Annotated in this window: 12 protein-coding genes; 8 read left to right on the top strand and 4 right to left on the bottom strand. The window is 69.1% G+C overall.

The window, feature by feature from the left end; genetic code table 11:
• Positions 1-30 precede the first annotated feature (30 nt).
• Genes ABIA71_RS06065 through ABIA71_RS06055 form a run of 3 tightly spaced genes read right to left on the bottom strand, consistent with a single transcriptional unit; the run spans position 31 to position 3,494 of the window.
• Positions 31-1,359: a D-tagatose-bisphosphate aldolase, class II, non-catalytic subunit gene (locus tag ABIA71_RS06065; RefSeq protein WP_354283936.1), complete on the bottom strand. Its 1,329-nt coding sequence runs from the start codon at positions 1,357-1,359 to the stop codon at positions 31-33.
• Between the two features lie 37 nt (positions 1,360-1,396).
• Complete coding sequence (locus ABIA71_RS06060) at positions 1,397-2,323, bottom strand: ROK family protein (protein WP_354284069.1); 927 nt, start codon at positions 2,321-2,323, stop codon at positions 1,397-1,399.
• Positions 2,324-2,336: 13 nt separating this feature from the next.
• Positions 2,337-3,494 carry an SIS domain-containing protein gene (locus ABIA71_RS06055; protein WP_354283934.1) on the bottom strand — a complete coding sequence of 386 codons (1,158 nt, stop codon included), beginning with the start codon at positions 3,492-3,494 and terminating at the stop codon, positions 2,337-2,339.
• Between the two features lie 112 nt (positions 3,495-3,606).
• Between ABIA71_RS06055 and ABIA71_RS06050 the strand changes: the two genes are divergently transcribed.
• The 5 genes from ABIA71_RS06050 (at position 3,607) to ABIA71_RS06030 (ending at position 12,298) form a co-directional block, all read left to right on the top strand.
• Positions 3,607-3,807, top strand: coding sequence for a hypothetical protein (locus ABIA71_RS06050; RefSeq protein WP_354283932.1), 201 nt, complete (start codon positions 3,607-3,609; stop codon positions 3,805-3,807).
• A gap of 49 nt (positions 3,808-3,856) precedes the next feature.
• Positions 3,857-7,183: a TIM-barrel domain-containing protein gene (locus ABIA71_RS06045; RefSeq protein WP_502961137.1), complete on the top strand. Its 3,327-nt coding sequence runs from the start codon at positions 3,857-3,859 to the stop codon at positions 7,181-7,183.
• Positions 7,184-7,320: 137 nt separating this feature from the next.
• Positions 7,321-10,293 (top strand): TonB-dependent receptor domain-containing protein, encoded by a 2,973-nt coding sequence (locus tag ABIA71_RS06040; RefSeq protein WP_354283928.1) that lies wholly within the window; start codon positions 7,321-7,323, stop codon positions 10,291-10,293.
• 53 nt (positions 10,294-10,346) lie between these two features.
• Entirely contained in the window at positions 10,347-11,702 is a 1,356-nt protein-coding gene (locus ABIA71_RS06035) for a Gfo/Idh/MocA family protein (protein WP_354283926.1), read from the top strand.
• Positions 11,703-11,863: 161 nt separating this feature from the next.
• Positions 11,864-12,298 carry a hypothetical protein gene (locus ABIA71_RS06030; RefSeq protein ID WP_354283924.1) on the top strand — a complete coding sequence of 145 codons (435 nt, stop codon included), beginning with the start codon at positions 11,864-11,866 and terminating at the stop codon, positions 12,296-12,298.
• A 4-nt stretch (positions 12,299-12,302) separates the two neighbouring features.
• Here ABIA71_RS06030 and ABIA71_RS06025 read toward each other — a convergent pair whose 3' ends face one another.
• Positions 12,303-12,632: a hypothetical protein gene (locus tag ABIA71_RS06025; protein WP_354283922.1), complete on the bottom strand. Its 330-nt coding sequence runs from the start codon at positions 12,630-12,632 to the stop codon at positions 12,303-12,305.
• A gap of 104 nt (positions 12,633-12,736) precedes the next feature.
• On the opposite strand from ABIA71_RS06025, the gene ABIA71_RS06020 reads away from it, so the two are divergent.
• From ABIA71_RS06020 to ABIA71_RS06010, 3 genes are read left to right on the top strand one after another with little or no spacing between them, the layout of a single operon-like run.
• Entirely contained in the window at positions 12,737-13,444 is a 708-nt protein-coding gene (locus tag ABIA71_RS06020; RefSeq protein ID WP_354283920.1) for a hypothetical protein, read from the top strand.
• Entirely contained in the window at positions 13,441-13,971 is a 531-nt protein-coding gene (locus ABIA71_RS06015) for an RNA polymerase sigma factor (protein WP_354283918.1), read from the top strand. Before ABIA71_RS06020 ends, ABIA71_RS06015 begins: the two co-directional genes overlap by 4 nt.
• Positions 13,968-14,984 carry a FecR family protein gene (locus ABIA71_RS06010; RefSeq protein WP_354283916.1) on the top strand — a complete coding sequence of 339 codons (1,017 nt, stop codon included), beginning with the start codon at positions 13,968-13,970 and terminating at the stop codon, positions 14,982-14,984. The genes ABIA71_RS06015 and ABIA71_RS06010 overlap by 4 nt, the downstream gene beginning before the upstream one ends.
• Positions 14,985-15,050: the final 66 nt, after the last annotated feature.

Raw genomic sequence — 15,050 nt, 5'->3', positions numbered from 1 at the left:
GGCGATTCCGTTCGGAAGGAAAGCCGAAGCTTACCGTTCCGAAAGCTCCGTGACCCGGGAAGTTTCGTTATCGGCCCCGGCGCGGTTGCGATTGCAGGCACGGGCGTACTCGCCCAGCCGTTCGGCCACCTTGTGCTGGATCAGCGCCAATGGATCGTGGGTCAGCGCGCCGGCCTCGATGGCCAACTGCTGGTTGGGCAGGAACTGGCTGAGCAGGATCTGCGGCGGCGCGTGCTGGCGCAGGTTGGCCACCAGCGTCTCCAGCGCCGCCACCACGGCCGGCTCGCCCCAGTAATAGCGGCTGCGGTCACTCAGCGAATAGGCGCGCAGCAGCCGCAGTTCGTGTTCATTGCCCTGGTAGTAGCTGCGCCAGCTGCCCGGCTTGTCGCGCATGCACTGGTCGAGCACGGCGATCACGTTGGAGCACTGCGCCGCCGGCAGCAGCTCGGCCTCGATCATGGCCAGGGCGAACACGGCTTCGCGGAACGCATAGGTGGCGGCCGGGCCCACCTTGAGGATGGCGAAGTGGTCGCGCACCAGCGCATGCAGGCCCGCTTCGGTCTGGTAGTCGGTGGAGTGCGCTTCGAACACGATGCGCGGCTGCGCGTCCACAAACGCCGACAACGCGCGCGCTGCGGACGGGTCGTAGTAGTGCACGCTGCTGTGGTCGAAATCGACGCCGGGCTGCACCACCATCGCAATCACGCGCTCCCACGCCGGCAGCAGGTCCGGGGCGGAAAACGCCTCGCGGTGGATGGCCAGGGTGGTGGCGGCCGCCGCCGGCGTGCTGACCTGCAGGCCACCGTCCAGCGAGGCTTCGCCGCCGGGGATCGGTACTTCGGTGCCGATCACGTACACCGGCGGCGGCAGCCCGTGCGCGGCCGCGGTGCGTTCGGCGATGCGGGCCAGTTCGGCCGAGCGCGCCGCCACGACCGCATCGGGCAGCGGGGTGGGGTCATCGGCGCAGGACATGCTGCAGTCCAGGTGGATCTTGTGGAAGCCGGCGGCCACGTACGCCTCGATCAGCGTGCGCGCATTGGCCATCGCCACCTCGGCCGGGCCTTTCTGCCACGCGTTGGGCCCGAGATGGTCGCCGCCCAGCACCAGCCGCTCGGCCGGGAAGCCTGCATCGCGGGCGAGTTGCAGCACGTAATCGCGGTACTGCGGCGGGGTCATGCCGGTGTAGCCACCGAACTGGTCCACCTGGTTGGAGGTGGCCTCGATCAGCAGCAGGGTGTCGTAGCGTTGGGCGACCTGCATGGCCGCCAGCAGCACCTGTTCATTGCTGCAGCACACGCTGTACAGGCCCACGGGGTGGCCCTGGCGATGGGCGGCGATCAGCGATTGGATGGCAGACATGGCAACTCCGGAAACAAGCGGTGCAACAAAGGGGGTATCAGCAGGCAGGATGGTGCTGGCGCGCCAGCAGCGCCGCGCCACGCGCACCGCCGGCATCGCCGAAGGTGGGCGGCAGGATCGGCGGCACGCGCACCCCCTGGAACAGGTAGGGGGTAATCGCGGCGGGCAGGTCGTGGTACAGCTGCTCCAGCTTGGACAGGCCACCGCCCAGCACGATCACGTGCGGGTCGATGGCCAGGATCAGGTTGGCGAAGCTGTAGCCGAGCAGGTCGCGGTGGATCGCCAGCGCCTGCGTGGCGACGGCATCACCGGCGTGGGCCAGCGCCACCACGGCGGTGGCGTCCACGGCATCACCGCCGCGGCCTTCGTGGATCAGCGCCAGTCCATTGCCGGACACATAGCGCTCCAGGCAACCGCGCAGGCCGCACGCGCACGGCAACACCGGCAGCGCGTGACGCTGCAGCAGCGTGGCTGGAATGCTCCAGTGCCCCCACTCGCCGGCGATGCCGTTGGCCCCGGTGAGCAGCTGGCCACCGACGCAGAAACCGCCACCGGCGCCGGTGCCCAGGATCGCGCCGAACATGCTCGGGTAACCCTCGCCCGCGCCGCCATGCGCTTCGCTGAGGGCGAAGCACTGCAGGTCGTTGCCGAACTGCAGGGGCCGTTGCAACCGCGCCTGCAGGTCCTCGCCGACCAGGCGGCCGGTAAGGCTGGGCACGTTCGCGCTCAGCTGGCGCCCGGTGCTGCGGTCGCGTACGCCCGGCAGGCCGATGCCGATGGCCCGGCACGTGCCGCCCAGCGTGCGGTCGGCGCTGTGCACCAGCCCGGTGATCGCCTGCAGGAAGGTGTCGTAGTCCTGCGTGGGCGTGGTCACCCGCTCACGGTGCAGTTCGCGCAGGGTGGCGTCGTAGGCCACCAGCTCGATCTTGGTGCCACCAACGTCGATGCCGTACCAGCACTGCATGGGCATGCCCTGCTCAGCCATGGGAATGGATGGTCACGCCCTGCACGACCCGGTTCACGGTGCCGTCGGGGAAGGGGTTGTCCGGGGTCATGCCCAGCGCCGCCGAACGCTGCAGCGCATAGCACTGCGGCATCAGCAGCCACAGCGGGGCCAGCCAGCTGTCGTCCAGCGTGGGCGCGTCGAGCACGAAGTCGCCGTCGGCGCGGTCATCGCCATCGGGACCGACCGAGATCACCCGTGCGGCGATGCCATCGCCACGCAGTTCATTCAGCAGGTCCTGTTCGTAGCGGCGCGACAACGGCTGTGCGCTGCGCAGCATCACCACCAGGGTGTCGCCATTGAGCGTGGACTTGGGGCCGTGGCGGAAGCCGAGCGGGGTGTTGGCCAGCGCCAGCACCTGGCCGGCGGTGAGCTCGAGCACCTTCAGCGCCGCTTCGCGGGCCAGCGCTTCCAGCGGGCCGCTGCCCAGGTAGATCACGCGCGAATACGTGGCCTGGGCCAGCGTGCCTACGGCGGTGTCCCATGCCTGCAGGGCACGTTCGCCGTGGCTGGCCAGGCTGCGCAGGCGCTGCGCGCGCTGCGGCCACGGCGCGCCGTCGAACACGCACAGCGCGGCCAGCAGCATGCTGCTCAGGCTGCTGGTCATGGCGAAGGCGCGGTCGCAGCTGGGCGGCGGCATCAGCAACGACAGCGTATCGCTGCGGCCATGGCCACGCCGGGCCAGTTCGCCGTCGGCATTGCAGGTGATGTCCAGGAAGCGCGCGTCATCGACCCGGTCGCGCACCAGTTCCACCGCCGCCACGCTTTCCGGGCTGGAGCCGCTGCGCCCGAACGACACCAGCAGGGTCGGGCGGTCGCGGCGCAGGTACAGCGCCGGGTGGGTGAGCAGGCTGGTGGTGTGGACGGCGCGGACCTCGGCGGGCCACTGCGCATTGATGTGGTCGGCCACCATTTCGGCGATGAAGCCCGAGCTGCCGGCACCGGTAAAGATCACCAACTGGCCGGGCTGGCGCAGTGCATCCCCCAGGAAGCGGTCGATGCGCGCCTGCGCGTCATCGAGGAGGTCGGCCAGGGCAGTCCACATGCGCGGCTGCTGGGCGATTTCTTCGGCGGTATAGGCGCCGCCAAGGCGCTGCCACGCGGGCAAGTCGGTAAGCACAGAAGCGTCCATTCGCAATTCCTGTTGGGCGACCGCACCTTCTGCGTTTTCTTTCGAAATGTCAAATATCGAAAGATAAAGAAAAGCTAGGGCGGTCACAGTTTTTACGAATCGATCGGGGCGAATGCGCGGCCTGCCCCCTGGGATGCCGCATCGCAGCAAGGTTTCAGGCGGCAACAATCGCGTATTCAGCCGCCATATAGAAAGCGGCCACGTTCGTATCTTTCGTTTTGAAGAAAATATCCTTCCTTTTTCTTTGCAATTTGTTGACATCTTTCGAGACCCTGCCCTAGAGTCGGCCGCACTGGTTTCAGATTCCCGCTGACCGCGGGCTTGGGGGCAAGGTGGAATCCCGGTTTCGACGTACTGGCCTGATGGTGGCCCTGCTCTCCGCGCTGGCGGCTGCACCGGCCGTGGCCGAGCCGCTGGGCAACCTGGCCCGCATCAGCGCCGCCCCCAGCAAGGACGGCAGCCCCGGTTGGGACATCCGCACCGACAACGGCATGCTGCTGCGCGTGGACCTGCTGGGCGAGGACATGCTGCGCGTGCAGGCCGGAAGAAACGGCACCCTCAGCGGCGCCGGCGACAAGGCCGCCCCGATCGTGGTGCCGCAGCCGGCGACGAAGGTGGCCGCGCAGCTGGAAGAAGACGGCACCGAAGTCCGCATCCGCACCGCGGCGCTTGTGCTGCACATCCAGCGCCAACCGCTTCGCCTGGCGCTGGACCGCCGCGACGCAGGCGGCGCCGTGCCGCTGTGGCGCGAGCTGCAGCCGCTGGACCTGGGCAAGGAACAGAGCGTGCAGGTGCTGTCCAGCGAGGCCGACGAGCACTTCTTCGGTGGCGGCCAGCAGAACGGCCGCTTCGCCTTCAAGGGCCGCGAACTGGAGGTGTCCTATTCCGGTGGCTGGGAAGAGGGCGACCGCCCCAACCCCGCGCCCATGCTGCTGAGCGCACGCGGCTGGGGCATGCTGCGCAATACCTGGAGCGATGGCACCTACGATCTGCGCCAGGCCGACCAGGCCACGCTGCTGCACCGCGAAGACCGCTTCGATGCGTACTACTTCGTCGGCCCCAGCCTGCACACCCTGCTGGACCGCTACACCACCTTGACCGGCCGCGCCGCGCTGCTGCCGCGCTGGGCGTTCTCCTACGGCGACGCCGACTGCTACAACGACGGCGACAACATCAAGAAGCCCGGCAGCGTGCCCGATGGCTGGAGCGACGGTCCCACCGGCACCACCCCGGACGTGGTGGACAGCGTGGCCAAACAGTACCGTGACCACGACATGCCCGGCGGCTGGATCCTGCCCAACGATGGCTATGGCTGCGGCTACAAGAAGCTGCCGGAAACGGTGAAGGGCCTGGCCCAGTACGGCTTCAAGACCGGCCTGTGGACCGAGAACGGCGTGGACAAGATCGCCTGGGAAGTGGGCACCGCCGGCAGCCGCGTGCAGAAGCTGGACGTGGCCTGGACCGGCAAGGGCTACCAGTTCGCGATGGACGCCAACCAGTCCGCGTTCAACGGCATCCTGCACAACTCCGACTCGCGCCCGTTCCTGTGGACGGTGATGGGCTGGGGCGGCATCCAGCGCTACGCGGTGGCCTGGACCGGCGACCAGAGCAGCAGCTGGGATTACATCCGCTGGCACATTCCGACCCTGGTCGGCTCGGGGCTGTCGGGCATGGCCTACGCCAGCGGCGATGTGGATGCGATCTTCGGCGGCAGCGCCGAAACCTTCACCCGCGACCTGCAGTGGAAGAGCTTCACCCCGGTGCTGATGGGCATGTCCGGCTGGTCGGGCAACGCCCGCAAGCACCCGTGGTGGTTCGATGAGCCCTACCGCAGCGTCAACCGCGATTACCTGAAGTTGAAGATGCGCATGACCCCGTACATGTACGGGCTGGCCCATGAAGCAGCCACCACCGGCGCACCGCTGCTGCGCGCGCTGATGTGGGATTACCCGCAGGACCCGCAGGCCTATACCGAGGCCTACAAGTACCAGTTCCTTCTGGGCCGCGAGCTGTTGATCGCGCCGGTGTACCGCAGCCAGGCGGCCAGCCGCGGCTGGCGCCGCGACATCCACCTGCCGCAGGGCCGCTGGATCGACTACTGGGACGGCCGCCAGCTGCAGGCCGGTGCCGCCGGCCGCACCCTGGACCGCGCCGTGGACCTGGCCACCCTTCCGGTGTTCGTGCGCGCCGGCGCGATCATCCCGATGTACCCGGACATGCTCTACGACGGGCAGAAGCCGCTGGATGAAGTCACCTTCGACCTGTACCCGCAGGGCGACGCGCAGTACACCCTGTACGAAGACGACGGCAACACCCGGCGTTACGAGAAAGGCGAATCGAGCACCCAGCAGGTGACCGTGCAGGCCCCCGCGCAGGGCACGGGCCCGGTGCAGGTGCGCATCGGTGCGGTGCAGGGCCAGTACGCCGGCCAGTTGCCGCAACGCCGTTACGCCTTGCGCGTGCTCAGCCGCCAGCGCCCCTCCGCAGTCACCCTGGGCGAGCGCACGCTGCCCATGCTGGCCGACAAGGCAGCCTGGCAGGCCGCCAGTGAAGGGTGGTACTTCGATGCCGCCGAGCGCCGCGGCACGCTGCATGTGCGCACCGCGCCCACCGACATCCGCCAGCCGCTGGCGCTGCAACTGGCCCTGCCGGTGGCTGCCGCCGTGGCGGACGACGCCTACCCGGCCGCGCCGGAACTGGGCCGCGCACTGCCCTCCGACAGCCTGCTGGTGGTCAACCGCCCGGCCGAAGAGCAGGGCTACGCGCTGGAAAAGGCCTTCGACGACGACCCCGCCACGTGGTTCCGCACGGTGCGCAACCAGGCGGTCAAGACCGGCGCCCACGAATGGGTGCTCGGCTTCGGCGAGCGCAAGCTGATCGACGGCATCGAACTGGCGCCACGCAACGATCAGCACTGGAAGAACGGCCAGATCCGCGACTACGAGGTCTACCTGGCCGACAGCAACGGCGAGTGGGGCGAACCGGTCAAGCGGGGCCGCCTCACCCTGCAGCAGGGCATGCAGCAGATCGACTTCCCCGCCCAGGCCGGCCGCCTGCTGCGCTTCCGTGTGCTGAGCACGCAGAACCCCGACGGCGACGGTGCCAGCGCCAGCGATCCGATGGTGACCGCCGCGCAGGGCAGCGTGGCCCGTGCGGTGGATGCGCTGCAGCCGCGCGACGTTGGCCCGATCGTGCTGTCCAGCTTCCATGTGCTGGAACACCCGCAGCCCACCACGCCCGCACAGCAGCTGTATCTGTCCGCGCTGCCGCTGCCGGCCGCGTTGCAGGCCAGCGTGGCCAGCGACCACGCCTTTGGCGGCCAGGCGGCATTGCGCATGAACGGCCTGCTGTTCCGCCGCGGCCTGGGCGTGAATGCCAGCAGCCGCATCGACCTGAAACTCACCGGCAGCTGGCGCCTGCTGCGCGCCGACCTGGGCATCGATGACCAGTGCCGCGCCGCCGGTGGCATGCAGTTCCAGGTGTGGGGCGACAACCGGCTGCTGTACGACAGCGGCCTGGTCAAGGCGCCCGGCGTGGTCAAACCGGAACTGGACGTGCGCGGCCTGCACACCTTGAGCCTGCGCACGCTGGGCGCGCAGGGCGACCACCCCGCGCAGGTCTGCGGCAACTGGGCCAACGCCGCGCTGATCGGACAGGAGGGCGATACCGCCAGCATCGTGTCGCCGTAACCGAAGAAACACGCTTTCAGAAAAACAGCTCTCTCCGTTTCCCGTCTGCGGCCGTGTGGCCGCGGCACGGGGGACGTTTGCCCGAAAACACCCATCCACCGCCAGCCCCACGCTGCGGATCGAACAAGGAGACAAAGATGTTGACCGAACGCCATCGCCATCGCTGCATCCCCGCTACCCCCTTGTCCATCGCACTGGGCCTGGCCCTTGCCGTGGTCGGCAACGCCGGTGCGCAGGAGGCCGCGCCCGCTGCCAAGGCCACCGAGCTGCAGCGCATTGAAGTGACCGGCTCCAACATCCGCCGCAGCGACGTGGAAACCGCCTCGCCGGTGCAGGTGATCAGCAAGCAGGACATCGAGAACATGGGCGCGCGCACGCTGCTGCAGGTGCTCGACAACCTGCCGGCGGCACGCCCCGCCCAGCAGGATGCGCGCTCGCTGTTCACCGGTTCCGACGGCGCCTCGCAGGCCAACCTGCGCGGCCTCGGCGCACAGGGCACGCTGGTGCTGCTGAACGGGCGTCGCCTGTCGTACTACGGCGCGCCGGCCGGCTTCCAGACCCAGTTCGTCAACATCGATGCGATTCCCGCCGCGGCGATCGAACGCATGGAAGTGCTCACCGACGGCGCCTCGGCGGTGTACGGCACCGACGCGGTGGCCGGCGTCATCAACGTGATCACCAAGCGCTCCTACCAGGGCGCGGAAATCAACCTCACCACCGACAAATCGTCGCGGATCAGTTCCTACGGCGAACACCAGGGCAGCATCACCGCCGGCTTCGGTGACCTGGATGAAGACCGCTACAACGTGTACGCCTCGGTCAACCTGTACCGGCGCGATGCGATTCCGCTGAGCGATTTCTACGACAAGCGCCCGTCCCAGTACTACGTCAACAATCCCAACTACCTGCCCAACCTGCGCCTGGGCACCGGCAGCAAGCCGGGCGAGTTCAACCCGGGCAGCTACTTCGCCTTCGACCCGGTCACCGGTCGTCGCGTGCAGGAAGCCGCACCGGGCTGCAACAACGTGCTCACCAGTGAAGCGGCCGGCCCGCGCTGTATCTGGGAGACGTGGATGAACAACGAGATCGACGCCGGCGCCAAGTCCGAGCGCAATACCGCCTACGTCAACGCCCACTTCCTGATCGGCGACAGCACCGAGGCATTCGCCGAAGCGACCTACACCGACATCGACCTCACCGCCAACGGCGGCACCCCGCGTGCCTACGGCACCACCACCGGCAACCCCACCAGCTGGTTCTCGCGCAACACCGGCACCACCGTCAACCAGTTCCTGTACCCGTACCTGGGCCCGAACAACGAGTACAACCACGCTTCGCCCGAACTGAAGGCCCTGATGGGGGGCGTGGTCGGCCTGCAGTACCTGCTGCAGGACGTGGGCGCCAGCCACTTCGGCCAGCGCAACACCGACCAGAGCTACCGCGTGGTGGCCGGCCTGCGCGGCGACGTGGGCGACTGGAACTGGGAAACCGCCTTCGCCACCGCCGGCAGCCACTCGGTGACCTACCAGACCACCAACGTCAACCTGGCCGGCTTCGAGAAGGCGTTTGGCCCGTACAGCGTCGACCCGGGCACCGGGCGGGTGATCATCTCCGACCACCCGGCGTACAAGTTCGGCGAAATCAGCGACGCCAACGCGGCGCTGATCCGCGAAGCGTTCCCCACCTTCGACATCCAGTCCTGGACCCGCCTGCACACCCTGGACGGCAAGATCGAAGGCCCGCTGTTCCAGATGCCGGCCGGTGAAGTGCGCGCGGCCTTCGGTTTCAATGCCAGCCGCGAAACCTTCTACACCCCCGGCAACCCCGACGCGGCCAACGGCCTGATCACCCAGCAGGGTGGCTCGTGGTTCGACGGCAAGCGCAACACCTACGCGCTGTTCGCCGAAACCGTGGCCCCGCTCACCGAGAAGCTGGAACTGGACGCGGCACTGCGCGTGGACAAGTACCCCGACTTCAGCGCCAACCTGGCCCCGAAGGTCGGCCTGAAGTACCAGATGTTCGACCAGCTGATGCTGCGCGGCACCTATTCCACCGGCTTCCGCGCGCCCAGCCTGGCCGAATCCGGCAACGGCGGCGTGTTCGCCCAGCTCGGCGGCTACCGCGACGAACTGCGCTGCAACGAGACCAACGCCATCGCCAACCTGCTGCTGCAGTCCCGGCGTGGCGGTGACGTGGACCTGGGCAAGACCCTGCTCAACAGCGACTGCAGCCGCACCGTGGCGCGCATGACCCAGCCCAACCCGGAGCTGAAGCCGGAGAAGGCCAAGATCACCACGCTGGGCTTCGTCTACGAGCCCACCGCGTGGCTGTCGGTGTCGGCCGATTACTGGTTCATCTACCGCACCAACGAAATCGTCGCACCCGATTACACCCGCGACGAAGACATCATCTCCTCGACCCGCTCGCCGATCACCGAAGCCGACCGTGCCAACCAGGCGGCGCTGGCGGCCATGTGCGCCGACCCGGCCAGCGGCGTCAGCTGCCCCGGCACGCTGCCCGGTTACAGCACCGGCAACGTGGCCAGCGTGGTGGGCCAGTACAAGAACCGCGGCAAGACCCTGATCGACGGCTTCGACATCGACGCGCGCAGCCGCTTCTCGCTGGGCGAGTGGGGCAACCTGAACATCGGCGTGGCCGCCACCATCGCCAACCGCAACCGCTCCTACCTGGACGAGGAAAGCGGCTGGTACTACGGTGACCTGGTGGGCTATTACAACAACCCGCGCCTGCGTGCCACGTTGAACGCCGACTGGAGCTACAAGCAGGTCACCACCAGCATGTTCATCAATTACGTGGGCGGCACCAAGTGGGCGCTCCAGCAGATCGATGAAGAAGACAACAACCCGCAGACCTGCACCGCCGGGTACCTGCCGGTGGAACAGAGCAAGTGCGACGGCGCCCCGTCGTGGTGGACCGCCAACCTGAGCGTGGCCTGGCGTCCGGATGACCACTGGAACGTGGGCTTCACCATCAAGAACCTGTTCGACCGCCTGCCGTTCTACGATCCGAACAGCTTCCTGGGCGATTCCAGTGATTACGCGACCATCTTCGGTCGTGGTTACAGTCTGACCGTCGGCTACAAATTCTGACGGTTCCACCGCGCCGGCCCCCGCTGGCGCGGTCTCAAGAAGAGGAGTGTTCCATGCAACGTAGGGAATTCATCGCGGCCAGCGCCGCCGTCGCCGCCAGCAGCCTGCTGCCGCAGGTGCCGGCCTGGGCGCGCGGGCGCAAGGTGCGGCTGGGCCTGATCGGCACGGGTATGCGCGGCCAGGTGCTGCTGAAGGAACTGGTGCGCCGCGACGACGTGGAGGTGGTGGCGCTGTGCGACATCGAACCGATCATGCTCGGCCGCGCCGTGGAGATGGTGGCCAAGGCCGGCAAGCCGGCGCCGAAAACCTACGGCCAGGACCGCGACGTCAATGCCTGGAAGCGCCTGCTGGAACAGCGCGGGCTGGATGGCGTGGTCATCGCCACCCCGTGGGAGTACCACGCCCCGATGGCCATTGCGGCCATGCAGGCCAAGATTGCGGTCGGTTGCGAGGTGGTGGCCGGCATCACCCTGCAGGACCACTGGGACGTGCTCAAGACCCAGCTCTCCACCGGCGCCCCGTACATGCTGCTGGAGAACGTCTGCTACCGGCGCGATGTGATGGCCGCGCTGCAGATGGTGCGGCAGGGCCTGTTCGGCGAACTGGTGCACCTGCAGGCCGGCTACCAGCACGACCTGCGCGGGGTGAAGTTCAACTCCGGCGACCCCAACCAGCCCTATGACAGCGGCGTGGAGTTCGGCGCCAAGGGCTGGTCCGAAGCGCGCTGGCGCACCGAGCACTCGGTCAAGCGCAACGGCGAGCTGTACCCCAGCCACGGCATCGGCCCCTGCGCGATGTACACCGGCATCAACCGCGGCAACCGCTTCACCCACATCAATGCGTTCGCCAGCAAGGCGCGCGGCCTGCACGACTACACCGTGGCCAAGAGCGGCGGCACCACCCATCCCAGCACCAAGGTGGCCTTCAAGCTGGGCGACGTGGTGACCACCACGCTGGCCTGCGAGAACGGCGAGACCATCATCCTGCAGCACGACACCTCGCTGCCGCGCCCGTATTCGATGGGCTTCCGCGTACAGGGCACCAAGGGCCTGTGGATGGACGTCAACCAGTCCATCCACATCGAAGGCCGCAGCCCCCCGCACAAGTGGGAAGACTTCAAGGGCTACCAGGACCAGTACGAGCACCCGCTGTGGAAGCAGCACGCCGACACCGCCGCCAGCGCCGGCCACGGCGGCATGGACTGGTTCGTGATCCATGCGTTCGTGGAAGCACTGAAGGCCCGCGCGCCGATGCCGATCGACATCTACGACGCCATCACCTGGAGTGCGATCACCCCGCTGTCGGAGCAGTCCATCGCCAACAGCTTCCAGACGCTGGACTTCCCGGATTTCACCGCGGGGCTGTGGAAGCAGCGCAAACCGATCTTCGCGTTCGACGGGACGTATTGAGCAAAGGCGCACCGACCCACGGTCGGTGCCAACCGACGCCGTCCGCCATCGCACTGTCACGCAGCGTGCGCACAGTACATGCCCACCCGGCCGCCGGCGGGCCCCCGCCGTACGCGGCGCCGCGCGGTCCGGGTTCATGACACGGTGACGGAGCAACGGCGATGGGTGTGTGGCAATGGCGGGGCGGCGCCCGCATACGGGGCTGGCTGATCCTGGCAGGGCTGGCCGCGGCCAGCACCGGCAGCACCGCCGAGCCTGCGGTGCCGGCCACCTGGCAGGCCTATGCCAGCAGCGCCAGCACCGCGCTGGCCGAACGTCTTGCGCGCACCGACGATCCGCGCGTGGTGCGCCTGCAGGCGTTCCTGCAGCAGCACCCTGATACCGCACCGGCCACCCCGCTGGCGGTCAGCCTGTGGATCGACGCGGGCGGCACGGTGATCCGCAGCCAGTTCGCCTCGCTGGGCGATGCACAGGCCGACGCCGACCTGAGCGCCGTGCTGGACCATGCGCCCCTGCCCGGATCCCCGCCGCCCGGCATGCGCCAGCCGCTGCGCCTGGGACTTGGGGTACAGCCAGCCGAGCCCGCCGTTCCCTAGTCACTCACGGGCGCACCGGCGCGGGCGGTGGGGCAGGTCGCTGCGGCTGGGTCGACACCCCGAAGCTGGTGCCCATGCGCTGCTGGGTGGCGGCGCGGTTGGCCAGCCCCAGCGCGCTGGGCGGTTGGCGGACGCGCTGTTCGGCGGCCATCGGAGCCGTGGATGCGGGGGTTGCCGTCGTTGCCGCCGGTGCCAACAGTCGGCTCATGCAGGCGTAATCGCGGATCCGCTCGCCATTGACCTCCAGCTCGACGCAGCCGGTGGCATCGGTGGCGTCGCCCGCCCGTGCGACCGGGCTGTACAGGCCCAGCCACAGCGCGGCACAGGCCAGCACCGCACATCCACGTCGTGTCGCTCCCTGCATCATGTCTGTCACCGCGCTGCAATGAAGCCGCTCTAACGTGACCGGCTTGGCGTTCTGATGCTGGCGTGTCTTGCATGCAGTTTGATGACACCGGGGCACGGGCCCGCCCGCGACCCTTGTGGGGGCTGGTTGCGATGCTCATTGCCGCGCTGGGCCTGGTGCTGCCCTGGGGGGCCGCCGCCGGTGCCGACGACAGCCGTACGCCACGTCACTTCGACATACCGGCACAACCGTTGCCGCAGGCCTTGCAGATGTATGGGGAGATCACCGGGGTGGCGGTTCTGATCGATGCGCATCTGCTGGGTGGGCTGCGCTCGACGCCGGTCAACGGCACCCTTGCACCGCTGCCCGCCCTGCAGACCCTGTTGAAAGGCACCGGGTTGGCCCCGCGCTTCATCGACGGGGCGGCCTTCACCCTGGTCCCCGTCGATGCGGCTGCTCCGGGCGTGCCGGACGGCGCACCCGCCGCGTCGGCAGGCACGGTGCCCGCACACGCCGCGCGGATCATCCAGCGGTCGCTTGAGCAGGCCCTGTGCGGCACCCGTGCCACGCGCCCGGGCAGCTACCGTGCCTTGCTGCAACTCTGGTTGAACGCTGCCCACCGCGTTGAACGAAGCGCACTGCTGCAGGGCAGTGGCGACACCGCGCGCGACGAGGCGCTGCTGGCCCGCGTGCGCGGGCTTGCCTTGCCCGGCCTGCCCGATGACCTGCCGCAGCCGATCACGCTGCAGTTGCTGCCGCGCAGCGCCGCCTCCACGGCGCCCTGCAAGGGCCTGCCATGAGCAGCCTGGGCAGCGTGCTGCTGGAGCACTACGAAGCATTCCGCAAGCGCCTGCGGCGGCGGCTGGGCTCGGATGACCTGGCGCTGGATGCGCTGCAGGAAACCTGGTTGCGGGTGGAACGCATGGGCGGCGCGCAGCCGCAGCGCAATCCGGTGGCCTACCTGTTCCGGATGGCGGTCAACGCCGCCAGCGACCAGCGCAGTGCCCATGCCCGCGTGCTCACCGGCGCCGAGGTGGAGGCGCTGATGGAGGAGGGCACCGATCACCTGGACCCGGCCACGGTCACCTTCGGCCGCTCGGAGATGACCGCACTCACCGACGCGCTGCGCGAACTGCCCGAGCGCCAGCGCGCCATCCTGATTGCCGCCCGCGTGGAACACCGCCCCATCGAGGCCATCGCCGCCGAACACGGGGTGTCCGCGCGGATGATCGGCAAAGACCTGAAGAAGGCGCTGCAGCATTGCGCCGCACGGCTGGACCGGCCGCTGGTGCAGCGGTTCGGTCCCGGCGCCGGAAAACCGTCATGACTGGTATGAACCCGCTTGCCTCCGCCGTGATTCCGCCCGACCTGCAGCAGCAGGCGCACGACTGGCTGCTGCGCCTGCAGGGCGCGCCCGTCACCCAGGCCGATGCCGACGCCTTCCGCCGCTGGCGTGCGCTCGACCCGCGCCACGCCGCGGCGTTCGCGCAGGCGCGTGCGCTGTGGAATGCGCTGGGCCCGGCACTGCAGGCCGGCACCGCCGCCGCGCCGACACCCACCGCCGCCGCGTCGCTGCCGTTGCCCGCGCCTGCCGCCCACGCGCGCCCGCGCAGCCGGGTCAACCGCACGCGCCGCGCGTTCCTCGGCGGCGCGGTGGCGGCCGCTGCCGGCGGTTGGCTGATGGCGCGCTCGCCGTTGGGCATGTGGCCGGAGATGGACGCGCTGGGGGCCGATTTCCGCACCGCCACCGGCGAGCAGCGCACGCTGGATATCCAGGGGGTGGCGGTGGCCATGGGCACCCGCACCGACCTGCGCCGCGTCGACGGCGGCACCGGCCTGCAACTGGGCCAGGGCGAAGCGCAGTTCAGCGTGCCTGCGCGCGGCAGCGCCGGCGTGGCGATCCATGTCGACGGTGCCCGGGTCACACCGGCCGCAGGGACGCGGATCAATGTGCGCTGCGTCGGCGCCGATGTGCGTGTCACCTGCCTGGCCGGCACCGCCACGCTGACGCGCGGCACCCGCACGGTGACGCTGCAGCCGGGCTGGCAGGCGCGTTTGGGCGGCGACCGCATCGCCTCGGTCGCGCAGGTGGCCACGGATCGCATCGACGCGTGGCGCCAGGGCTGGCTGGTCGCCGATGACCAGCCCTTGGCCGAGGTGGTGGACGAGATCAACCGCTACCGGCCCGGCCGCATCGTCATCACCGGCGCGGCCCTGCAGGCGCGACGGGTGCAGGCACGCATTCCGCTGCGCGACCTGGACACCTTCATCGACCTGGTGCGCGATGTGTACGGCGCACGCGTGGTGAACATGCCCGGCGGCGTGGTGCTGCTCGGCTGAGCGCACCGCGCAGTCGCGCGCGATTGCAGCACGCAACGATGACAGCGCGATGACGCGCACGGCACC

Origin of the sequence: Stenotrophomonas sp. 2619, assembly GCF_040548725.1 — a bacterium.
Classification (GTDB): domain Bacteria; phylum Pseudomonadota; class Gammaproteobacteria; order Xanthomonadales; family Xanthomonadaceae; genus Stenotrophomonas; species Stenotrophomonas maltophilia_AP.
The sequence above is the reverse complement of the archived record's forward strand: the minus strand, read 5'-3'. Positions and strand labels throughout refer to the sequence as shown.

Bases quoted from the DNA above. Each gene is read 5' to 3' on its own strand.
- ABIA71_RS06065 (WP_354283936.1), bottom strand. From the start codon at position 1,359: ATGTCTGCCATCCAATCGCTGATCGCCGCCCATCGCCAGGGCCACCCC.
- ABIA71_RS06060 (WP_354284069.1), bottom strand. From the start codon at position 2,323: ATGCAGTGCTGGTACGGCATCGACGTTGGTGGCACCAAGATCGAGCTG.
- ABIA71_RS06055 (WP_354283934.1), bottom strand. From the start codon at position 3,494: ATGGACGCTTCTGTGCTTACCGACTTGCCCGCGTGGCAGCGCCTTGGC.
- ABIA71_RS06050 (WP_354283932.1), top strand. From the start codon at position 3,607: ATGCGCGGCCTGCCCCCTGGGATGCCGCATCGCAGCAAGGTTTCAGGC.
- ABIA71_RS06045 (WP_502961137.1), top strand. From the start codon at position 3,857: ATGGTGGCCCTGCTCTCCGCGCTGGCGGCTGCACCGGCCGTGGCCGAG.
- ABIA71_RS06040 (WP_354283928.1), top strand. From the start codon at position 7,321: ATGTTGACCGAACGCCATCGCCATCGCTGCATCCCCGCTACCCCCTTG.
- ABIA71_RS06035 (WP_354283926.1), top strand. From the start codon at position 10,347: ATGCAACGTAGGGAATTCATCGCGGCCAGCGCCGCCGTCGCCGCCAGC.
- ABIA71_RS06030 (WP_354283924.1), top strand. From the start codon at position 11,864: ATGGGTGTGTGGCAATGGCGGGGCGGCGCCCGCATACGGGGCTGGCTG.
- ABIA71_RS06020 (WP_354283920.1), top strand. From the start codon at position 12,737: ATGCAGTTTGATGACACCGGGGCACGGGCCCGCCCGCGACCCTTGTGG.
- ABIA71_RS06015 (WP_354283918.1), top strand. From the start codon at position 13,441: ATGAGCAGCCTGGGCAGCGTGCTGCTGGAGCACTACGAAGCATTCCGC.
- ABIA71_RS06010 (WP_354283916.1), top strand. From the start codon at position 13,968: ATGACTGGTATGAACCCGCTTGCCTCCGCCGTGATTCCGCCCGACCTG.